The following is a 16,702-nucleotide window of genomic DNA, read 5'->3' on the forward strand; positions in this document are numbered from 1 at the left end:
ACACCTTGTGCAAAACGACCTGCGCATTGTTGATTAGTGTTGGGCGGTAATTGTGTTTTCTTAGTTATCTTGACTGCCGGTTGAAAGAATAAACTATGGAGATAATTCATGTTTCTGCCGAATGCTACCCGGTAGCAAAGGCAGGCGGGCTCGGAGATGTAGTGGGTGCTTTACCCAAGTATCAAAATTTGCTGGGGCATTCGGCCAAGGTTGTAATGCCCATGTACCGCACCAAGTTTTTATTCGATAATGATTGGGAACTGGTACACGAAGGCGGCCAGTACCTGGGCAGCCAGTGGTTTCATTACAGCATCATCAGGGAGCAAACCAACAAGCTTGGGTTCGACCTGTACCTCGTTGACATCAACGGCCTGCTCGACCGTGAAAAGGTTTACGGCTATGCCGATGACCTGGAGCGCTTTCTTTCTTTTCAACTGGCGGTATGCGACTGGCTGGTGCAATGGCAGCACCAACCCGATATCATTCATTGTCACGACCACCATACCGGCCTTATTCCATTTTTTATAAAACACACCTACGCCTTTAACCGGCTGGCCGGTGTGCCTTCCATATTTACCATACACAATGCCGAATACCAGGGCTGGATTGGCTGGGACAAAGCCCACCTGCTGCCACATTATGATGATTGGAAGACAGGCATGCTGGAATGGGGCGGCACCATCAACTCGTTGGCATCGGCGGTAAAATGTGCGTGGAAGGTAAATACAGTGAGCCCCTCGTACATGGAAGAACTGCGCTACGGCGCCAATGGCCTCGAAGCACTTTTTGAATATGAGCGGGGCAAATGCACCGGCATCTTAAATGGTATCGACAACGAAGTATGGGACCCGGCTACCGATCCATTGCTTCATAAAAACTTCGATGCGGAAACAGCGAAAGAAGGCAAGCGTAAAAATAAAAAGGAGCTCTGCCAGCGTTTTGGCCTCGATCCCGACAAGCCGCTGATCGTATTCATTGGCCGGCTGGTGGGCGAAAAAGCAGCCGATCTGTTGCCCGATGCCATCCGCAATGCTATTTACCAACAGCAAACCGGGGCATCTTATCTTATTTTGGGTTCCGGCGAACCTCAGGTTGAGGTGCGGCTCAATTACCTCCGCGACCAGTTTGGCGGCTTTGTCAATACATTTATTGGCTACAACGAAGCGCTGGCGCACCAGATGTATGCCGGGGCCGACTTTTTGCTGATGCCCAGCAGGGTAGAGCCCTGCGGCCTCAACCAGCTGTATGCACTGCGCTACGGCACAGTGCCCATGGTGCGCAGCACCGGCGGCCTGCGCGATACCGTAAAAGATTTTGGGGATTGGCAGGGATTTGGTATCCGCTTCGACCGGGCAAGCGTAGACGATATTGTGTATTCGTTGGGGCGTGCCCAAGACCTGTATTACAATAAGCCCGACCTGTTTGGCTGGATGCGCAGTTATATGATGCAGATCGATCACAGTTGGGAAACATCCGCCATTACTTATATCAACTTATATGAATCAACCCTTGTTTATCAACCAAATCAACCAAGTACAGACATATGAATAATGAAATTCTGTCCGTGATCCTGGGCGGTGGCGCCGGCACACGATTGTTTCCCCTGACAGCAACACGCTCCAAACCTGCCGTTCCGATTGCCGGTAAGTACCGGTTGGTAGACATACCCATTTCCAACTGCCTCAATTCCGAGATCCGGCGGATGTTTGTACTCACCATGTACAACTCGGCTTCACTTAATCGGCATATCAAGAACACCTATCACTTCAGTGCTTTTTCATCGGCCTTTGTTGATATCCTGGCCGCCGAGCAAACACCCGATAACCCGGCCTGGTTCCTTGGTACCGCCGATGCGGTGCGCCAGTGCTTGCGCCACATCGAGCCGTTTGATTCCGAATATGTGCTGATTCTTTCCGGCGACCAATTGTACCAAATTGATTTTGCAGAAATGCTGGCAGCCCACAAGGCAGCCAATGCTGATATTACTTTGGCAACCATTCCCGTGGCGCAAAAAGAAGCGTCGGAGTTTGGGATATTGAAAACAGAGGACGGCATGGTTACTTCTTTTATAGAAAAACCAAAAACTGGGCTTGAAGAGTGGGTAAGCGATACCGGTGCCGAAATGCAGTCGAAAGGAAAAGTGTACCTCGCCTCAATGGGCATTTACATTTTCAACCGGCAGTTGCTGTTTGATATGTTGCAGCACGAGAAAAAAGACGCGGCAGATTTTGGCAAGGAAATCATTCCGCAGTCCATTGCCAAATACCGCATCGCTTCCTACCAGTACGAAGGTTACTGGGAAGACATCGGGAACATTTCCGCGTTTTTTGAAGCCAACCTGGCACTCACCAAAGACCTGCCGGAGTTTAACCTGTTCAGCAGCCAGCATGCTGTATTTACCCGTCCGCGCCTGCTGCCTCCGGCAAAAATCAGCGGCACCACACTCGACCATACGCTGATTGCTGAAGCATCGATCATCAATGCCTCGAAGATCGAATCTTCGGTTATTGGTATCCGTTCCCGCATTGGCTATGGCACTACCATGGTGCATACTTACCTCATGGGTAACGACTTTTTTGAAACCCTCGACCAGATCGAAGAAGCCAAACGCACCGGCACGCCGCTACTGGGTATCGGCAACCGTTGCTACATTGAGCGGGCCATTATCGATAAAGATTGCCGCATTGGAGATGACGTAAAAATCATTGGTGGCAAACACCTGGCCGACGCCGACACGCCGTTGTATACCATTAAAGATGGTATTGTGGTTGTGAAAAAAGGATCCATCCTGCCCAACGGTTTCACCATCGGATAAGAATAGCGCAATTTATATTTCACCGCAAGGTTCGGAGCAAATGCTTTCGGCCTTGCGGTTTTTTATTGTCGGTAAAAGATTTGTACCACCGAGGCACTACCGACAGATTGGTACATGGAGGTTCCCGAAAAAATCTTTGTGCACCTTCCCATCTTCGTGCCTTCGTGGTTCGAAAAAGCCCAGTACTCCGCATGCTAAAACTCATGTCGCAGCAAATTTGTTTTCCCCATATTTGCATTAATGTGTAACAGATACACTATCTTCAAGCCCTCAAAACTACGATTGTCATGCCCGATGTTTCCGCAAAAACAACCCACCCGGTAACGCCGCATCGCCCCCGACTCAGTTTCTCGCAGCTCTGGAATATGAGCTTTGGTTTTTTGGGTATACAGTTTGGTTTTGCCCTGCAAAATGCAAACGTCAGCCGCATTTTTCAAACCCTTGGTGCCGAGATCGATGAGATCGCGTTTTTGTGGATTGCTGCGCCGGTAACGGGTTTGCTGGTGCAACCCATCATTGGTTACCTTAGCGACCGCACCTGGCACCCGTACTGGGGCAGGCGCCGGCCGTTCTTTTTCATCGGTGCCATATTGGCTTCCATTTCTCTTTTTTTAATGCCCAACTCGCCTGTGCTGCTCATGGCCGCGCTGTTGCTTTGGGTGCTCGATGCTTCCATCAATATTTCCATGGAGCCGTTTCGGGCTTTTGTGGGTGATAAATTGCCGGCTTCGCAACGCACCACGGGTTTTGCATTTCAAACATTTTTCATCGGCATTGGCGCAGTAGTGGCTTCGCTGCTGCCGTATATTTTTACCAACTGGTTTGGCATCAGCAATACGGCGCCGGAAGGCATCATCCCCGACTCGGTTAAATACTCCTTTTATATTGGCGGTGTAGTATTCCTTGCAGCCGTTATGTGGACAGTGTTTACCTCCAAAGAATACCCACCCGAGAACATGCAAGAGTTTGAGGCAGAAAAAGCCCGCTCTAGCGGTTTCGGCAAGGGCATAGCGGAAATTGTGCATGGCATTGGCACCATGCCCAAAACCATGGTGCAACTGGCCGTCGTGCAATTTTTTACTTGGGTAGCCTTTTTTTCTATGTGGATCTACACCACTGCCGGCGTGGCGCAAAACGCCTACGGAACTACCGATACGACCACCAAAGCGTACCAGGATGCCGGCGACTGGGTGGGCGTGATGTTCATGGTGTACAATGGCATCTCCGCAATTTTTGCGTTCCTGTTGCCCATGCTCGCAGCACGCATCGGCCGCAAATACACGCATATGCTGGCCCTCATCATTGGCGGCGTTGGTTTGGTCTCCATTTATTTTATTAAGGATGCCAATATGCTGCTGGTGCCGATGGCTTTTGTTGGACTGGCTTGGGCCTCCACACTCACCATGCCCTATGCCATGCTGGCCGGTGCATTGCCGCCAAGCAGAATGGGTTTTTACATGGGCGTGTTTAATTTCTTTATCGTTATCCCGCAAATTGTAGCGGCAGGCATCCTGGGCTTTTTTGTAAAAGATGTTTTTGATGGCGCCAGCATCTATGCACTGGTCATCGGCGGTATTTCGATGGTAATTGCCGGCCTGCTCAACGTAATTGTTAAAGAGACAGCCGATGAACCGGCAGCGGAAATAGTAGCAGATGTAATGGATTCGGAACAAAGCCCTAAAACGTATATATGATCAACAAACTGTACCTATTGGTGTTGCTCCTGTGTTTGGCAACTGGTGTTTTTGCGCAGGAAAAAGGCGTGTATCCAACCCATTGGTGGGTAGGCATGAAAAGCCCCAAGCTGCAACTGATGATTCACGAACCCGGCGCCGGCAATTTTTCCTACAGCATTGCTTACCCCGGTGTGCGGTTGGAAAAAACGCACAAAGTTGAAAATCCGAACTATGCTTTTCTTGACCTGAATATTCAGCCAGCGGCCAGGCCGGGCAAACTGACCATTAAGATGACCGGCGGCAGCGGCAACCGTTCGCTGATTTACGAATTGAAAGCAAAGCCGGCAGGCAACGGTACCACATGGGCAAAAGGCGTAACGCAGGCAGATATGGTGTACCTGTTGATGCCCGATCGGTTTGCCAACGGCGATCCATCGAACGATATTGTTGCCGGTATGCGCGATGGCGCGGCCAACCGCAACAATCCGTTTGACCGCCATGGCGGCGACCTGCAGGGTGTGATCAACAATCTGGATTACCTGAAAGGTCTTGGCGTAACCGCGCTGTGGATGACGCCTGTAGTTGAAAACGATATGGCCCGCACCGATGAAGGCGGCGCATCGCGCAGCACCTATCATGGCTATGCATTTACCAATCATTACCAGGTAGACCGCCGGTTTGGTGGCAATGAAAAATATAAAGAGCTGGGCAGGGAACTAAAGCGCCGCGGCATGAAACTGGTGCAGGATGCGGTGTACAACCACGTGGGCCGCGATCATTTTTTTATCCTTGATATGCCCTCGAAAGATTGGGTGAACCAATGGCCTAAATATCAAAACACGTCGTTCAAAGAACAGCCGCTGATCGATCCCTATCGTTCTGCTGCGGACAGTGCCATTTCGGTGAGCGGTTGGTTTACACCGTTCATGGCCGACCTGAACCAAAACAACCCGCTGGTGGCCAATTTCCTGGTGCAGCATGCCATTTGGAGCACCCAGGAATTCGAGCTGGACGGCTGGCGTGTTGACACCTATTTTTACAGCGACCCCAAGTTTTTGAACCGCGTAAATACCGAACTGTTGCGCGAATTTCCAAAGCTCACCGTTTTCGGCGAAACATGGGTGCAAACGGTTGCCAGCAGCGCCTATTTCACACAAAACACGATGTCGCTGCCATTCAAGCACAATGTTCAGGGCATCACCGATTTTCCGCTGTACTTTGCCATGCTCGATGGTTTGAACCAACCCTTTGGCTGGGCCGAAGGCGTAAACCGTGTGTACGGCACGCTGGTGCAGGACATCATGTACAAAGATCCAACCCGCAACAGCATCCACCTCGACAACCACGACCTCGATCGCTTTTATTCGGTTGTGGGAGATGACTTTGATAAATACAAAATGGGCATCAACTGGCTGCTGACTTTGCGCGGCATTCCGCAGTTGTACTACGGCACCGAAATCTTGATGAAGAATTTTAAAAATCCTTCTGACGCCGAAGTACGGCGTGGCTTTCCGGGCGGCTGGGCTGGCGATAAGGAAAACAAATTTGAGCAGGGCGGACGGAACAGCCAGGAACAGGCAGCTTACGAATTTGTTTCGCGGCTGGCTAATTTCCGCAAAGCATCGCCGGCCATAACGCGTGGCAAGCTGATGCAGTTTGTGCCGGAAGATGGCTTGTATACGTACTTCCGCTACAGTCCCGAACAAACCGTCATGGTGATCAGCCACACCGGTAAGGAAGATAAGACCGTTGCCATTAGCCGTTTTGCGGAACGTATTAATGGATTTACCAAAATGCGCAACGTGCAAACCGGCGAAGTGCGGCCGCTTGCCGATTTTGTGCTCAAGCCCAAAGAAAGTTTTGTAATGGAACTGTTGAAGTAAAAATTGCGGCAATAATACCAAGCCCGGAGCTCACCGCTCCGGGCTCTTTTTGCCCGTGTATGATGCAGTTTGCGTATCTGGTCATATTGTTTTCATGGGCGTAAACTCGCTGTGGTAACTTTAAGCAAAGCAATCCGTGGCCATGGAAGTATTTGTAGCAGAAAATTCGGTGGTTCGAAAAATATGGGGCAAGAGCGATACCGTGCTGTTCATCTTTGCTGGGGCAGCCGCAGAATTTGCGTTGAATAAGGCTGTGGACTGGTTGTATTTTACAGGAAAACTGCCTGCTGACCCCATCGGCCGTCTTTTTTCAACGGTGAAGTATGCCCGAAAAATCATATTCGCGCCGCTGGCTGACGCGAACAAAGCCATCGATACCATGCGGCATATTCATAGTGCGGTAGAAAGTGCCCGTGGTGCAGTCATTCCGGCATGGGCATACCGCGATGTGTTGTTTATGCTCATACATTATTCCATTGCTGCGTATGAATTGTTGGAGCATCCATTGAGCGACGCGGAAAAGGAGGAAGTCTTCAATGTTTTTTACCGGGTGGGGTTGCGTATGGGGCTAATAGAATTGCCTGCGAATTACAAGGATTGGCTGCCGGTGCGGCAAGCCCACATGGCTGAAAACCTGCAACACAGCAAATACACCGACGATCTTTTTTTACAGTATAAAAAACACCTGGGTGGCGTACGTTACCGCGTTTTAATTGAAGCGCAAAAACTGGTAGTGCCACACGGGGTTGCAGCCCTGCTGCAGTTTAACCGCTTTTTACTGCTGGCGCCAGCGGTGCCTATTTACAAGTGGAGCAGGAGCGTGGGGATGGACCGGTTAATTAAAGCTATTGTGTTGCCGGCAGCCTACCGGGAACAAATAGCCGAATTAAATGTGGTGAAGGATCGAAAGGCCTAATTTAATCTGTAAAATATCGAAAGTGCGACTCAGTCAAGGATTTTATTAATCGGCTAATAAAAATAAATAGTAGCACTTTTTAAATGCGCCGACCTACCAAGTAATCATATTCGTATTTAATTTATTTTTTGGTCGATTAAACTTATCGATACAACAGCTTTCTTATACCGAACGATTTTTAAAACGTAAAGAACAAAATCCGTCCTTGCCAAAACCATCAGTACTGATACAACTGCAATCCGGCAATCATTTGCTTATTCCTTTTTTAGCTGTTAGGCAACCGATTCGAGATGTAAAATTGTTTGCCTGACCCTTCTTCTTTGCGTTTAAAATTCCAACCACCCTTTTCCCGACGTTTCTTTTTTAATCAATACTTTGTACAAGTACCCATGGAATCGTCTGTAAAGAAGGAACCGGGTTTGCAAACCCTATCTGCTGCGGCCATCGTCGAAACGGGCCCTGCATACCAGTTCAACAATAACGCTGCAACAATTTTGTTGGCTCCGCAACGGGTCACCCGCTGGCTTGTTTTATCGACCCTGTTTTTACTCGTTTGTCATGTGTTCATTGTGCACGTTGCCGATGATTTGCTGTACAAGCTAAAAAGCTGGCCACACTATGCCGGCTACCGTGCTTTTTACGATGCATTGTACCAGCAATTCTCATTAGCACTCGACGGAAACATCCCGACTTATTTTTCTTCGCTATTGCTTGCGATGGCAGCGCTGTTACTGTATTTGATTTACAGGAACGAGCGGCAAAGCAAAACGCATTGGCTGCTTTTAAGCTTTTTGTTCCTTTTCCTTTCCATCGACGAATCGACCCAGTTGCACGAGAACTTTGGTGGGCTCGTGGGTGATAAGGTCAATACATACATTAAGGATCCGCCAGCGTTTTTGCAATGGGCATGGATGGTGCCGTACAGTGCTTTGACGCTGGCTGTGGGGCTTTACTATTTAAAGTTTATCTGGAAGCTGCCGGCGAAAACAAAAAAGCTGTTCTTCCTTTCCGGGTTTGTGTACGTGTTTGCTGCACTCTTTCTTGAATTCTTTGAATCGCATATACAAGTGACTTATGGTTCGGGTACCTTGGCTAATGCAATTTTATACCCGGTTGAGGAAGTGTTGGAAATGTTAGGTGTTGTTATTTTTATTTATGCTCTGCTGGATTATATAAAAACGCACTACCGTCAGTTGCATATTGAAACTATTTAGGATTTACTGCCGGCTGAAAACCATAGCGGGTTTGGAGATAGCTTCATGTCTTCTTTTTTCAAATGCAGGTTTCGTTTCAGTAGTTCAACACAAAATCTTTTGCTAACCAAACCAAATAAAGAAGCCCTTGTAAATAATCATTTACAAGGGCTTCTTTGTTGAAAGTGAACCGGATTGGATTCGAACCAATGACCTACTGCTTAGAAGGCAGTTGCTCTATCCAGCTGAGCTACCGGTCCGGTTTGCAAGGCCGCAAATATAGCCATTCCTTACAAACACGCTATTTTAGTCCAGCACTTTCTGCAAAAACTCGCCGGAAACTTTATGTTTTAGGATCAGTTTGCGTGCACCGTAGTGCGTCATTTCTTCTTTCACCAGGTAATGATCTGCATCCCATTCGGTGTACTGGCTCGGTTTGGATAAGCCCTCCCGTCCGCGCCAAACCTCCAGCTGCACGGGCTCCCATAACTTACTCTTAGCCGACCGGTAAGCCGCATCCAGCACCGCATTCACCACGTAGCCATCGTAAAACGTTTCCTTCGGTGCACGCCCTGCTTCCAGCGCATCGAACATATCCATGAACATATGGTTGTAACCAAGTTCATTCAGTTCGTCGCCTACGGGAAAGAGCCAACCGGTATTGCTTTCCGCTTTTTCCGCAACGTAATCGGCGCCTTTGCCGGTTGTAAACATTTCCATACCAGTGCGCAAAAAGTTGTTGATCCAGATGGTGCCTTCGGTGCCCATCACTTCGTCGCGCAGGTCGAGGCCACCGCGGAAGGTCCAGCTCACTTCAAACTGCCCAATGGCGCCGTTCTCGTATTTTACCAACCCAATGGCATGGTCTTCGGCCTCGATGGGTTTTACCTGCGTATCGGCCCAGCACATTACTTCCACGGGCTTGATGTCTTTACCAATATAGCTGCGTGCAATTTCCACGCAGTGGCAACCGAGGTCGAGGATGCAACCGCCACCTGCCTGCTCCAGGTCCCAAAACCAATCGCTGTGCGGCCCGGGGTGCGTTTCCCGGCTTTTTGCCCACAAAATTCTTCCCAGTGCACCGCTTTGTACCGAGCCCATTGCTTTTAGAAACTTCGGTGTGTACACCAAGTCTTCCAAGTATCCATTAAAAATGCCGGCGGCTTCAACAGCTTCCAGCATACGCTTGGCTTCGGTAGCATTGCGGCCCAATGGCTTGGTGGTCATCACCGCTTTTTTGTGTTTGCAGCACAGCATCACCGCAGCTTCGTGCAGGTTGTTGGGCAACGAAATACAAACAATATCTACCTCGGGCCGTGCAATGGCTTCTTCCATTTCCGTGGTCCAGTGGGCCACGCCATAATCTTCTGCAAACTTGCGGGCCGATTCCTCGCGGCGCGAATAAATGGAAACGATCTTGTCGCGGCTGCGGTAACCCTGCAGGGAGTCGGCATAAAAGCGGCCGATAAAGCCCGAGCCAAGCATGGCAATTTTAATCATATAGAAATGGTGATTTTTAAGTATTCAAAATAGCTCCTTCATTTTACGAACAATAAAAGGCGTTACTGTTGCATTGGTGGCGGCGCTGCAGCAGGTGCAGGAATCGATTTTTTTTCCTTGAAAAAAAGCACAAAATAAATGAGCACCGCTGCAGCTATGAATGCTGGAATGTACCAGATGCTTTTCCAATCGTGGCCCTGCTCACCGGTAAATGAATTGATTTGTGGCAGCGTGTACATGCCGGCGAACCAGCCGGAGAAATAAGTGCCGATGAACATACCGAGTCCGTATGTGGCAAATGTAAAGAGGCCTTGTGCGGCGTTTTTGATTTGCGGACCCGCTTTTTTCTCGGTATACATATATCCGGTTACAAAAAAGAAATCGTAGCAAATGCCGTGCAGGATGATGCCTGCATACAGCATCCAGAGGTTGGCGCCGGCATCGCCGTAGGCAAAACAAACATAGCGCAGTATCCATGCAACCATACCCAGCAACAGCATGTTTTTAACGCCAATGCGGTTAAACAAAAATGGGATTGCCAGGATAAAAACCCCTTCGGAAACCTGGCCGAGGATCATTTTCGATGCGGCATTTTCCATCCCGGCTTCATTTAAAAACAGGTTGGCAAAACCGTAGTAAAATGAAAGCGGGATACACACCAAAATAGCAGCAATGAAAAAGATCAGGTATGGCCTGTTGCGCAGCAACACAAAGGCTTCGGCACCCAAAGCGCCTGATGCGGATGCATCGGCCGAGCGGCCTTTGGGGGGCGTATTGGGCAGCATAAAAGAAAAAATTCCCAGCAGCACCGATGCGGCCGCAGCCAGGTAAAATGTGGCGTCTGTTTTTTCAATCACCAATGCGCCAATCAGCAAACCCGCAACAATCCATCCAACGGTGCCGAATACCCGAATCCACGGAAACTGGCTGCCCGGATCGGTCATTTGGCTGAACGCCACACTGTTGCTCAGTGCAATGGTGGGCATGTACAACAAGGAATAAAAAAGAATGACCCAGTAAAAAGTGGAAGGATCGGAAACCATGGTGGCGAGATACAACAAAGCAGCACCCACCAGGTGCAACACACCCATGATGCGTTGCGCCGCAAAGTACCGGTCTGCAATCATGCCCACAAAAAAAGGCGAGATGATGGTGGCAATGGCCAGTGCACCATATGCTGCGCCAATCTGGGCATCGGTTGCGCCAAGGTTTACTTTCATATAAGTGCTCATGGTTACGTACCATGCGCCCCATATAAAGTATTGCAGCAACATCATGATAGACAGTGAAATGCCGGTGGATCGTTTCATATGTGCAGTGGTTCTTGCAAAGGAAATTACAAACAAAAACGATATCGCTACAAAGCATTTACTTTGAAGCAACACTTTGATTATGCAAACTTTTGAATACGGAACAGGGCATTTAACCGTGCAAACGGCGGTGGCACTTGCACTGGAAAATGTAAAGGGTACCATCAGCGAAAATGCAGAGCAAACGATTGCGCAAAGTGCCGCAAGGGTGGCCCAAATTGTGGCCGACCAACAAACAGTGTACGGCATCAACACCGGGTTTGGCGCACTGGCCAACACCAAAATTTCTGATAGCGATACGCAATTGCTGCAACATAAAATTTTACAAAGCCACAGCGTAGGAGTGGGGGCGCCGATATCGATTTTCCTTTCCAAGCTCATGCTCATTACCAAGCTGCATGCGCTGGCAAAAGGATATTCCGGCGTGCAACTCCAAACCCTGCAACGGATTCAATGGCATATTGAAAATGATGTGATTTCTGTGGTTCCGGAAAAAGGAAGTGTTGGTGCTTCCGGCGACCTGGCACCACTGGCACACCTCTTCTTGCCATTGATTGGTTTGGGCGAGTTGTGGTATGGTGGCAGCCGTTACCCTGCACAGCGGGTGCTGGATATATTTGGGCTGCAGCCGTTACAACTCGGCCCCAAGGAAGGACTGGCCCTCATCAACGGCACGCAGTTTATTTTAGCGCATGCTGTGGCCGGCGTGCAACGCATGCACAACTGCCTTGAAGCTGCCGACATCATTGGCGCCATGAGCCTCGAAGCGCTGACCGGTACCAAGGCGCCCTTTGATGAACGCCTGCACCAGCTGCGGCCTTTCTCGGGGGGGCAATTGGTCGCGCAGCGATTGCGCATGCTGCTGCAGGATTCAGACATCATGCAAAGCCATGTGGATTGCGGCCGGGTGCAGGATCCGTATTCCTTGCGCTGCATGCCGCAGGTGCATGGCGCCAGCCGCAACGCATGGCTGCACCTAAAAGAAACGGTGGAAACGGAGCTGAATTCGGTGACCGACAATCCGCTGGTTTTTGCCGATGGCGAAACCCTGAGCGGCGGTAATTTTCATGGCCAACCTTTGGCGCTGCCGCTCGATTATGCTTGCCTTGCCGCTGCCGAACTGGGCAATATTTCCGACCGGCGTTGTTACCTGTTGCTTGAAGGAAAATGGGGTTTGCCCACGCTGCTCATGAACAATGTGGGCATCAACAGTGGCTTTATGATCCCGCAATACACCACAGCCGCGCTGGTCACCGAAAACAAAACGCATTGTTTTCCCGCTTCTGCGGATTCGATTCCGACATCGCTGGGGCAGGAAGACCATGTAAGCATGGGCTCCATCAGCGGCCGCAAACTCAACACCATTCTGGATAACCTCGAATACATCCTCGCTATCGAACTGCTTTCCGCAAGCCAGGCCATTGAATTCCGCCGGCCCTTGAAAAGCAGCAAATTGTTGGAAGCAGCGCACAGCCTGGTGCGGGAAAAAGTTGCGTTTGCTACTGAAGACCGCGTTTTTGCATCTGATGTTGCCGAGATCAAGGAGCTCATCGCATCTTTTTCTTTTGTGGCCGAGGTGAATGCCGTAGCAGCACATAGTAATGTCGAACTCAACAAAAACTTTGCAGGGTTTGTTTTATAAATGCCCAGTTGCTGCAATTTGTAATGGCTAAATTTTTGTGTAGACCAACTGCAATACAACTATGATGCTGCAGTGGCGACGCTCCGTTCAACTGTGTTGCAAAGACGGTCAAATTGTAATGCCGTAACTTGCAACCGACACCCTTGCCATCACCATCCGGTTTTGTAGTTGCCGAACCATGCAGTTCCGGATCCCTGTGGCGCAATTTTTCGAATGTAAAAAGAGGAGATTGAACGCATGAACAGATTGATTATTGTTTCCAACAGGCTTCCTTATTCAATTGAAAGAAACGGCGATGAAGTACAGTTGCGCCAAAGCTCGGGCGGGCTGGTTTCGGCAATAAAAAGTTTTTTTGAAAAGGACGATCCCCAAACGCAGCAGTTCGACGAACGCATCTGGGTAGGCACATTTGATGCACCGGAAGAAGACTGGTACAAAGTGTTGGAGCAGGGCGGGCTGTCCACCACGTTCAACATTGAGCCGGTATTTACCGACAAGGATACTTACGACGAATTTTACAACGGATTTTCTAATTCTACGTTGTGGCCGCTGTTCCATTATTTTCCTTCCATTGTTACCTACGAACGCAGCCAGTTTGATGCATATATGCGCATCAATGCACTGTTTGCACAAAAAATACAAGAAATATACCGCCCCGGCGACGTAGTGTGGATACACGATTACCAATTGATGGCGCTGCCCGCAATGGTGCGCAAAGCCATACCGGACGTGCAATTGGGCTTTTTCCTGCACATTCCATTTCCGTCTTACGAAATATTCCGGCTCATGCCGACTGATTGGAAAATGGCGTTGCTGCAGGGCCTGCTTGGCGCTGATCTGATTGGCTTCCACACCCACGATTATGTGCAGCATTTTATCCATTCGGTGAAAATGGCACTCAAGGTTGAGTCGCAATACAATACCATTTATTATGGAAACCGCACCATTAAGTCGGACCTGTTTCCCATAGGTATTGATTTTGAAAAATTCCGTAAAACAGTAAAAGAAGAAAGCGTAGTCGATCTGTCGAACAAGCTACAGGAGCGATACGGTTATCGGAAGATTATTTTTTCGGTCGACCGGCTGGATTATACCAAGGGATTAAACTACCGGCTGAACGCGTATGAAAGCTTTTTGGAAACCTATCCCGAATGGCAACAAAAGATCGTGTTTGTTTTTACGGTTGTTCCTTCGCGTGACCTGATCCCAACTTATGTAGAGCGCAAACGACAGATCGAAGAAAAGGTGAGCACCATCAACGGCCGGTTTTCTACCCTCGACTGGCAACCCATTTTATACCGCTACAACCATATTTCGTTTGAAGAATTATGTGCGTTATACCTCACCGCTGACATTGCACTCATCACGCCACTCCGCGATGGCATGAACCTGGTGGCAAAAGAATTTGTTGCCTGCTGCGAGGACAAAGGTGTGCTGATCCTGAGCGAACTCACCGGCGCAGCCAGCGAACTGGCCGAGGCGCTGCAGGTAAACCCAACCGACACTACCGAAGTGATGGCAGCCATTCAGCAGGCACTGGCCATGCCGCCGCATGAACAACTTGCGCGGATTAAGGGTATGCAGCGCCGACTGTCGGAGTACAATGTGCAAACCTGGATACATGACTTTTTAGCGCAATTGCAACAGGCCCGAGAAATGCAAGAGAAAAATCGCATCCGCCTGTTGGATCCACTGGCCATCAACCGGATGTTGGACGATTATGCCAATGCACAAAAGCGGTGCATCATGCTCGACTACGATGGCACACTGGCGCCTATTGTGCGACTGCCTTCGATGGCTGCGCCGGGCGGTGATTTACTCGAAGTATTGAGTGCACTATCTGCTGCGGAAGAAAATGAACTGATCATCATCAGCGGCCGCGACGCGACCACCCTGCAGGAGTGGCTCGGGCATTTGCCGCTAACCTTGGTGGCCGAGCACGGTGCTTGTATCCGCTTTCATGGTGGCGAATGGCAAACCCTTGTGACCCAGCCCGACGATTGGAAGGCGCAGATCAGGCCGATTTTGGAGTTATTTGTGAACCGTTGCCCCAATTCGTTTATCGAAGAAAAAAAGAATACGCTTGCATGGCATTACCGCAACACCGATCCCGATTTGGGTTTCAACCGGTCGCGGGAACTGCGCAACAGCCTGCTGCAATTAACCACCAACACGCCGTTGCATGTAGTTGATGGAAATAAAGTAATTGAGGTGCGGCTTTTGGGCGTTGACAAAGGATCGACGGCGCTCAATTTGATTAACCAGTTCAAGCCGGAATTTACCTTGTGCATTGGCGATGATACAACCGATGAAGATATGTTTAAGGCATTGAAAGACGACGCGTATACGATTAAAATTGGTCGTGGTAATACAGCGGCCCGTTACTCGATGGGTGCACAAATGGAAGTGCTGCCGTTGCTACGGCAACTTGTGACGCGGACCCCAAGGAACACTTACCAGCATTAACTGCTTGGTGCTTATTGCATCATAAAATTGTAGTGGGAAAAACCAAGAAGGAAGGTGGATTTCTCACGAAAAATTGGTTGAAAAATATTTTATTTTTCCTGTGATTGGTTAACCTTTTAAGTGCCATTTGGCAATACCTTTAAGCAACAACATGCTCCTGGGCAAACTTTTTATTCGGGAGCATGCAAGCCATTGTATGCTTCACTAAAAGGAAATATCCATGAACCTTACACACTTCAATTTTTATAAAAAAGCCGATCTTCAGGCGTTGACACAGGTACGTAAGTTTGAAACCAAACTGGGCGAAACCATGCAAACGCCGCAGCAGGGTTTGACGCTTCAAAAGGAACTCGATCAAAGCACAGCATCGTACGTCATTTTTGGTATACCGGAAGATATGGGTGTTCAGGCAAATCTAGGTCTGGCAGGATCGAGCCAGGCATGGCCCCTGTTTCTCAAATCTTTTTTAAATGCACAGAGCAACGACTTCTTGGATGGCGACGAAATTCTGTTGCTAGGTGCGTTTGACTTCAAGGCCATGCAGGACCTGATTGATAAAATGGCGCTGAATGAAGAAGAGAAAATCGGCGCCTTTCGTCACGCCGTAAACACTATAGATGGGGAAGTGGAAGGATTGGCAAAAGCCATTGTACAGGCGGGCAAAATCCCGATCGTGATTGGAGGTGGACACAACAACGCATATCCATTACTGAAAGGCGCGGCAAAAGGTTTACAGCAGGCCGGCAAATTGGATCTGCCGCAATTGAATTGCATTAACCTCGATGCGCATTCAGGCTATGGCCCCGCGGAAGGCAGGCACAGTGATAACCCGTTCAGGTATGCCGAAGATGATGGCTTTTTGCAAAAATATTGTGTGCTTGGACTGCAGGAAACCTACCTGCAGCAAAACGTGTGGGTAGATATGGTCAACAATCCGTTTATGGATTGCATCACTTTCGAAGACATTTTCGTGCGGGGTAAACGAACCTTTGTACAGGCTGTTGCCGATGCGATCGGCTTTACGGCCGAAGGTTATACCGGTCTGGAATTAGACCTCGACGCCGTTCAAGGACTGCTGTGCACCGGCGCATCGCCGGCCGGAATAAGTGCCAGAGAAGCCCGCCAATATGTTACGCTTACTGCGTCATCGGCACAAGCCGCTTACCTGCATATCTGCGAAGGCGCTGCCAACTTTCAGAATGGCGGTGATGGGGCAGTGGGGCAATTGATTGCTTACTTGGTTATTGATTTTATTAAAGCGATTGAGGAGAATGCGGATTAGTGGCTACGTGCTATTTACA

Annotated in this window: 11 protein-coding genes and 1 tRNA gene; 9 read left to right on the top strand and 3 right to left on the bottom strand. The window is 49.3% G+C overall.

What is annotated here, in order from left to right:
• Window positions 1-95 precede the first annotated feature (95 nt).
• From EPD17_RS11970 to EPD17_RS11995, 6 genes are all read left to right on the top strand, one after another.
• Window positions 96-1,547 (top strand): glycogen synthase, encoded by a 1,452-nt coding sequence (locus tag EPD17_RS11970; protein WP_132054493.1) that lies wholly within the window; start codon window positions 96-98, stop codon window positions 1,545-1,547.
• On the top strand, window positions 1,544-2,815 hold the full coding sequence (locus tag EPD17_RS11975; RefSeq protein WP_132054495.1) for a glucose-1-phosphate adenylyltransferase: 1,272 nt from the start codon (window positions 1,544-1,546) through the stop codon (window positions 2,813-2,815). Before EPD17_RS11970 ends, EPD17_RS11975 begins: the two co-directional genes overlap by 4 nt.
• 287 nt (window positions 2,816-3,102) lie before the next feature.
• Window positions 3,103-4,509 carry an MFS transporter gene (locus tag EPD17_RS11980; protein ID WP_204743145.1) on the top strand — a complete coding sequence of 469 codons (1,407 nt, stop codon included), beginning with the start codon at window positions 3,103-3,105 and terminating at the stop codon, window positions 4,507-4,509.
• A complete protein-coding gene (locus tag EPD17_RS11985) occupies window positions 4,506-6,374 on the top strand; it encodes a glycoside hydrolase family 13 protein (protein ID WP_204743147.1) in 1,869 nt (622 codons plus the stop codon). The genes EPD17_RS11980 and EPD17_RS11985 overlap by 4 nt, the downstream gene beginning before the upstream one ends.
• Before the next feature lie 142 nt (window positions 6,375-6,516).
• Entirely contained in the window at window positions 6,517-7,290 is a 774-nt protein-coding gene (locus tag EPD17_RS11990; protein WP_132054497.1) for an oxygenase MpaB family protein, read from the top strand.
• A 389-nt stretch (window positions 7,291-7,679) separates the two neighbouring features.
• The gene (locus EPD17_RS11995) at window positions 7,680-8,504 is read left to right on the top strand and encodes a multidrug transporter (RefSeq protein WP_132054499.1); all 825 of its coding nucleotides are present in this window, start codon (window positions 7,680-7,682) and stop codon (window positions 8,502-8,504) included.
• A 165-nt stretch (window positions 8,505-8,669) separates the two neighbouring features.
• On the opposite strand, the gene EPD17_RS12000 is transcribed toward EPD17_RS11995, so the two are convergent.
• From EPD17_RS12000 to EPD17_RS12010, 3 genes are all read right to left on the bottom strand, one after another.
• Window positions 8,670-8,743, bottom strand: a tRNA-Arg gene (locus tag EPD17_RS12000).
• Window positions 8,744-8,789: 46 nt separating this feature from the next.
• Window positions 8,790-9,983, bottom strand: a complete 1,194-nt coding sequence (locus EPD17_RS12005; protein WP_132054501.1) for a Gfo/Idh/MocA family protein — start codon at window positions 9,981-9,983, stop codon at window positions 8,790-8,792.
• A 62-nt stretch (window positions 9,984-10,045) separates the two neighbouring features.
• Complete coding sequence (locus tag EPD17_RS12010) at window positions 10,046-11,293, bottom strand: nucleoside permease (RefSeq protein ID WP_132054503.1); 1,248 nt, start codon at window positions 11,291-11,293, stop codon at window positions 10,046-10,048.
• A gap of 82 nt (window positions 11,294-11,375) precedes the next feature.
• Between EPD17_RS12010 and hutH the strand changes: the two genes are divergently transcribed.
• The 3 genes from hutH (at window position 11,376) to EPD17_RS12025 (ending at window position 16,683) form a co-directional block, all read left to right on the top strand.
• Complete coding sequence (gene hutH / locus EPD17_RS12015) at window positions 11,376-12,935, top strand: histidine ammonia-lyase (RefSeq protein ID WP_132054505.1); 1,560 nt, start codon at window positions 11,376-11,378, stop codon at window positions 12,933-12,935.
• A gap of 237 nt (window positions 12,936-13,172) precedes the next feature.
• Window positions 13,173-15,401, top strand: coding sequence for a bifunctional alpha,alpha-trehalose-phosphate synthase (UDP-forming)/trehalose-phosphatase (locus tag EPD17_RS12020; protein ID WP_132054507.1), 2,229 nt, complete (start codon window positions 13,173-13,175; stop codon window positions 15,399-15,401).
• A gap of 220 nt (window positions 15,402-15,621) precedes the next feature.
• Entirely contained in the window at window positions 15,622-16,683 is a 1,062-nt protein-coding gene (locus tag EPD17_RS12025) for an arginase family protein (RefSeq protein WP_132054510.1), read from the top strand.
• The last annotated feature ends 19 nt before the right edge of the window (window positions 16,684-16,702 follow it).

It is taken from the genome of Pseudocnuella soli (genome assembly GCF_004347775.1).
GTDB classification, from domain to species: Bacteria; Bacteroidota; Bacteroidia; order Chitinophagales; family Chitinophagaceae; genus Flavisolibacter; species Flavisolibacter aquaticus.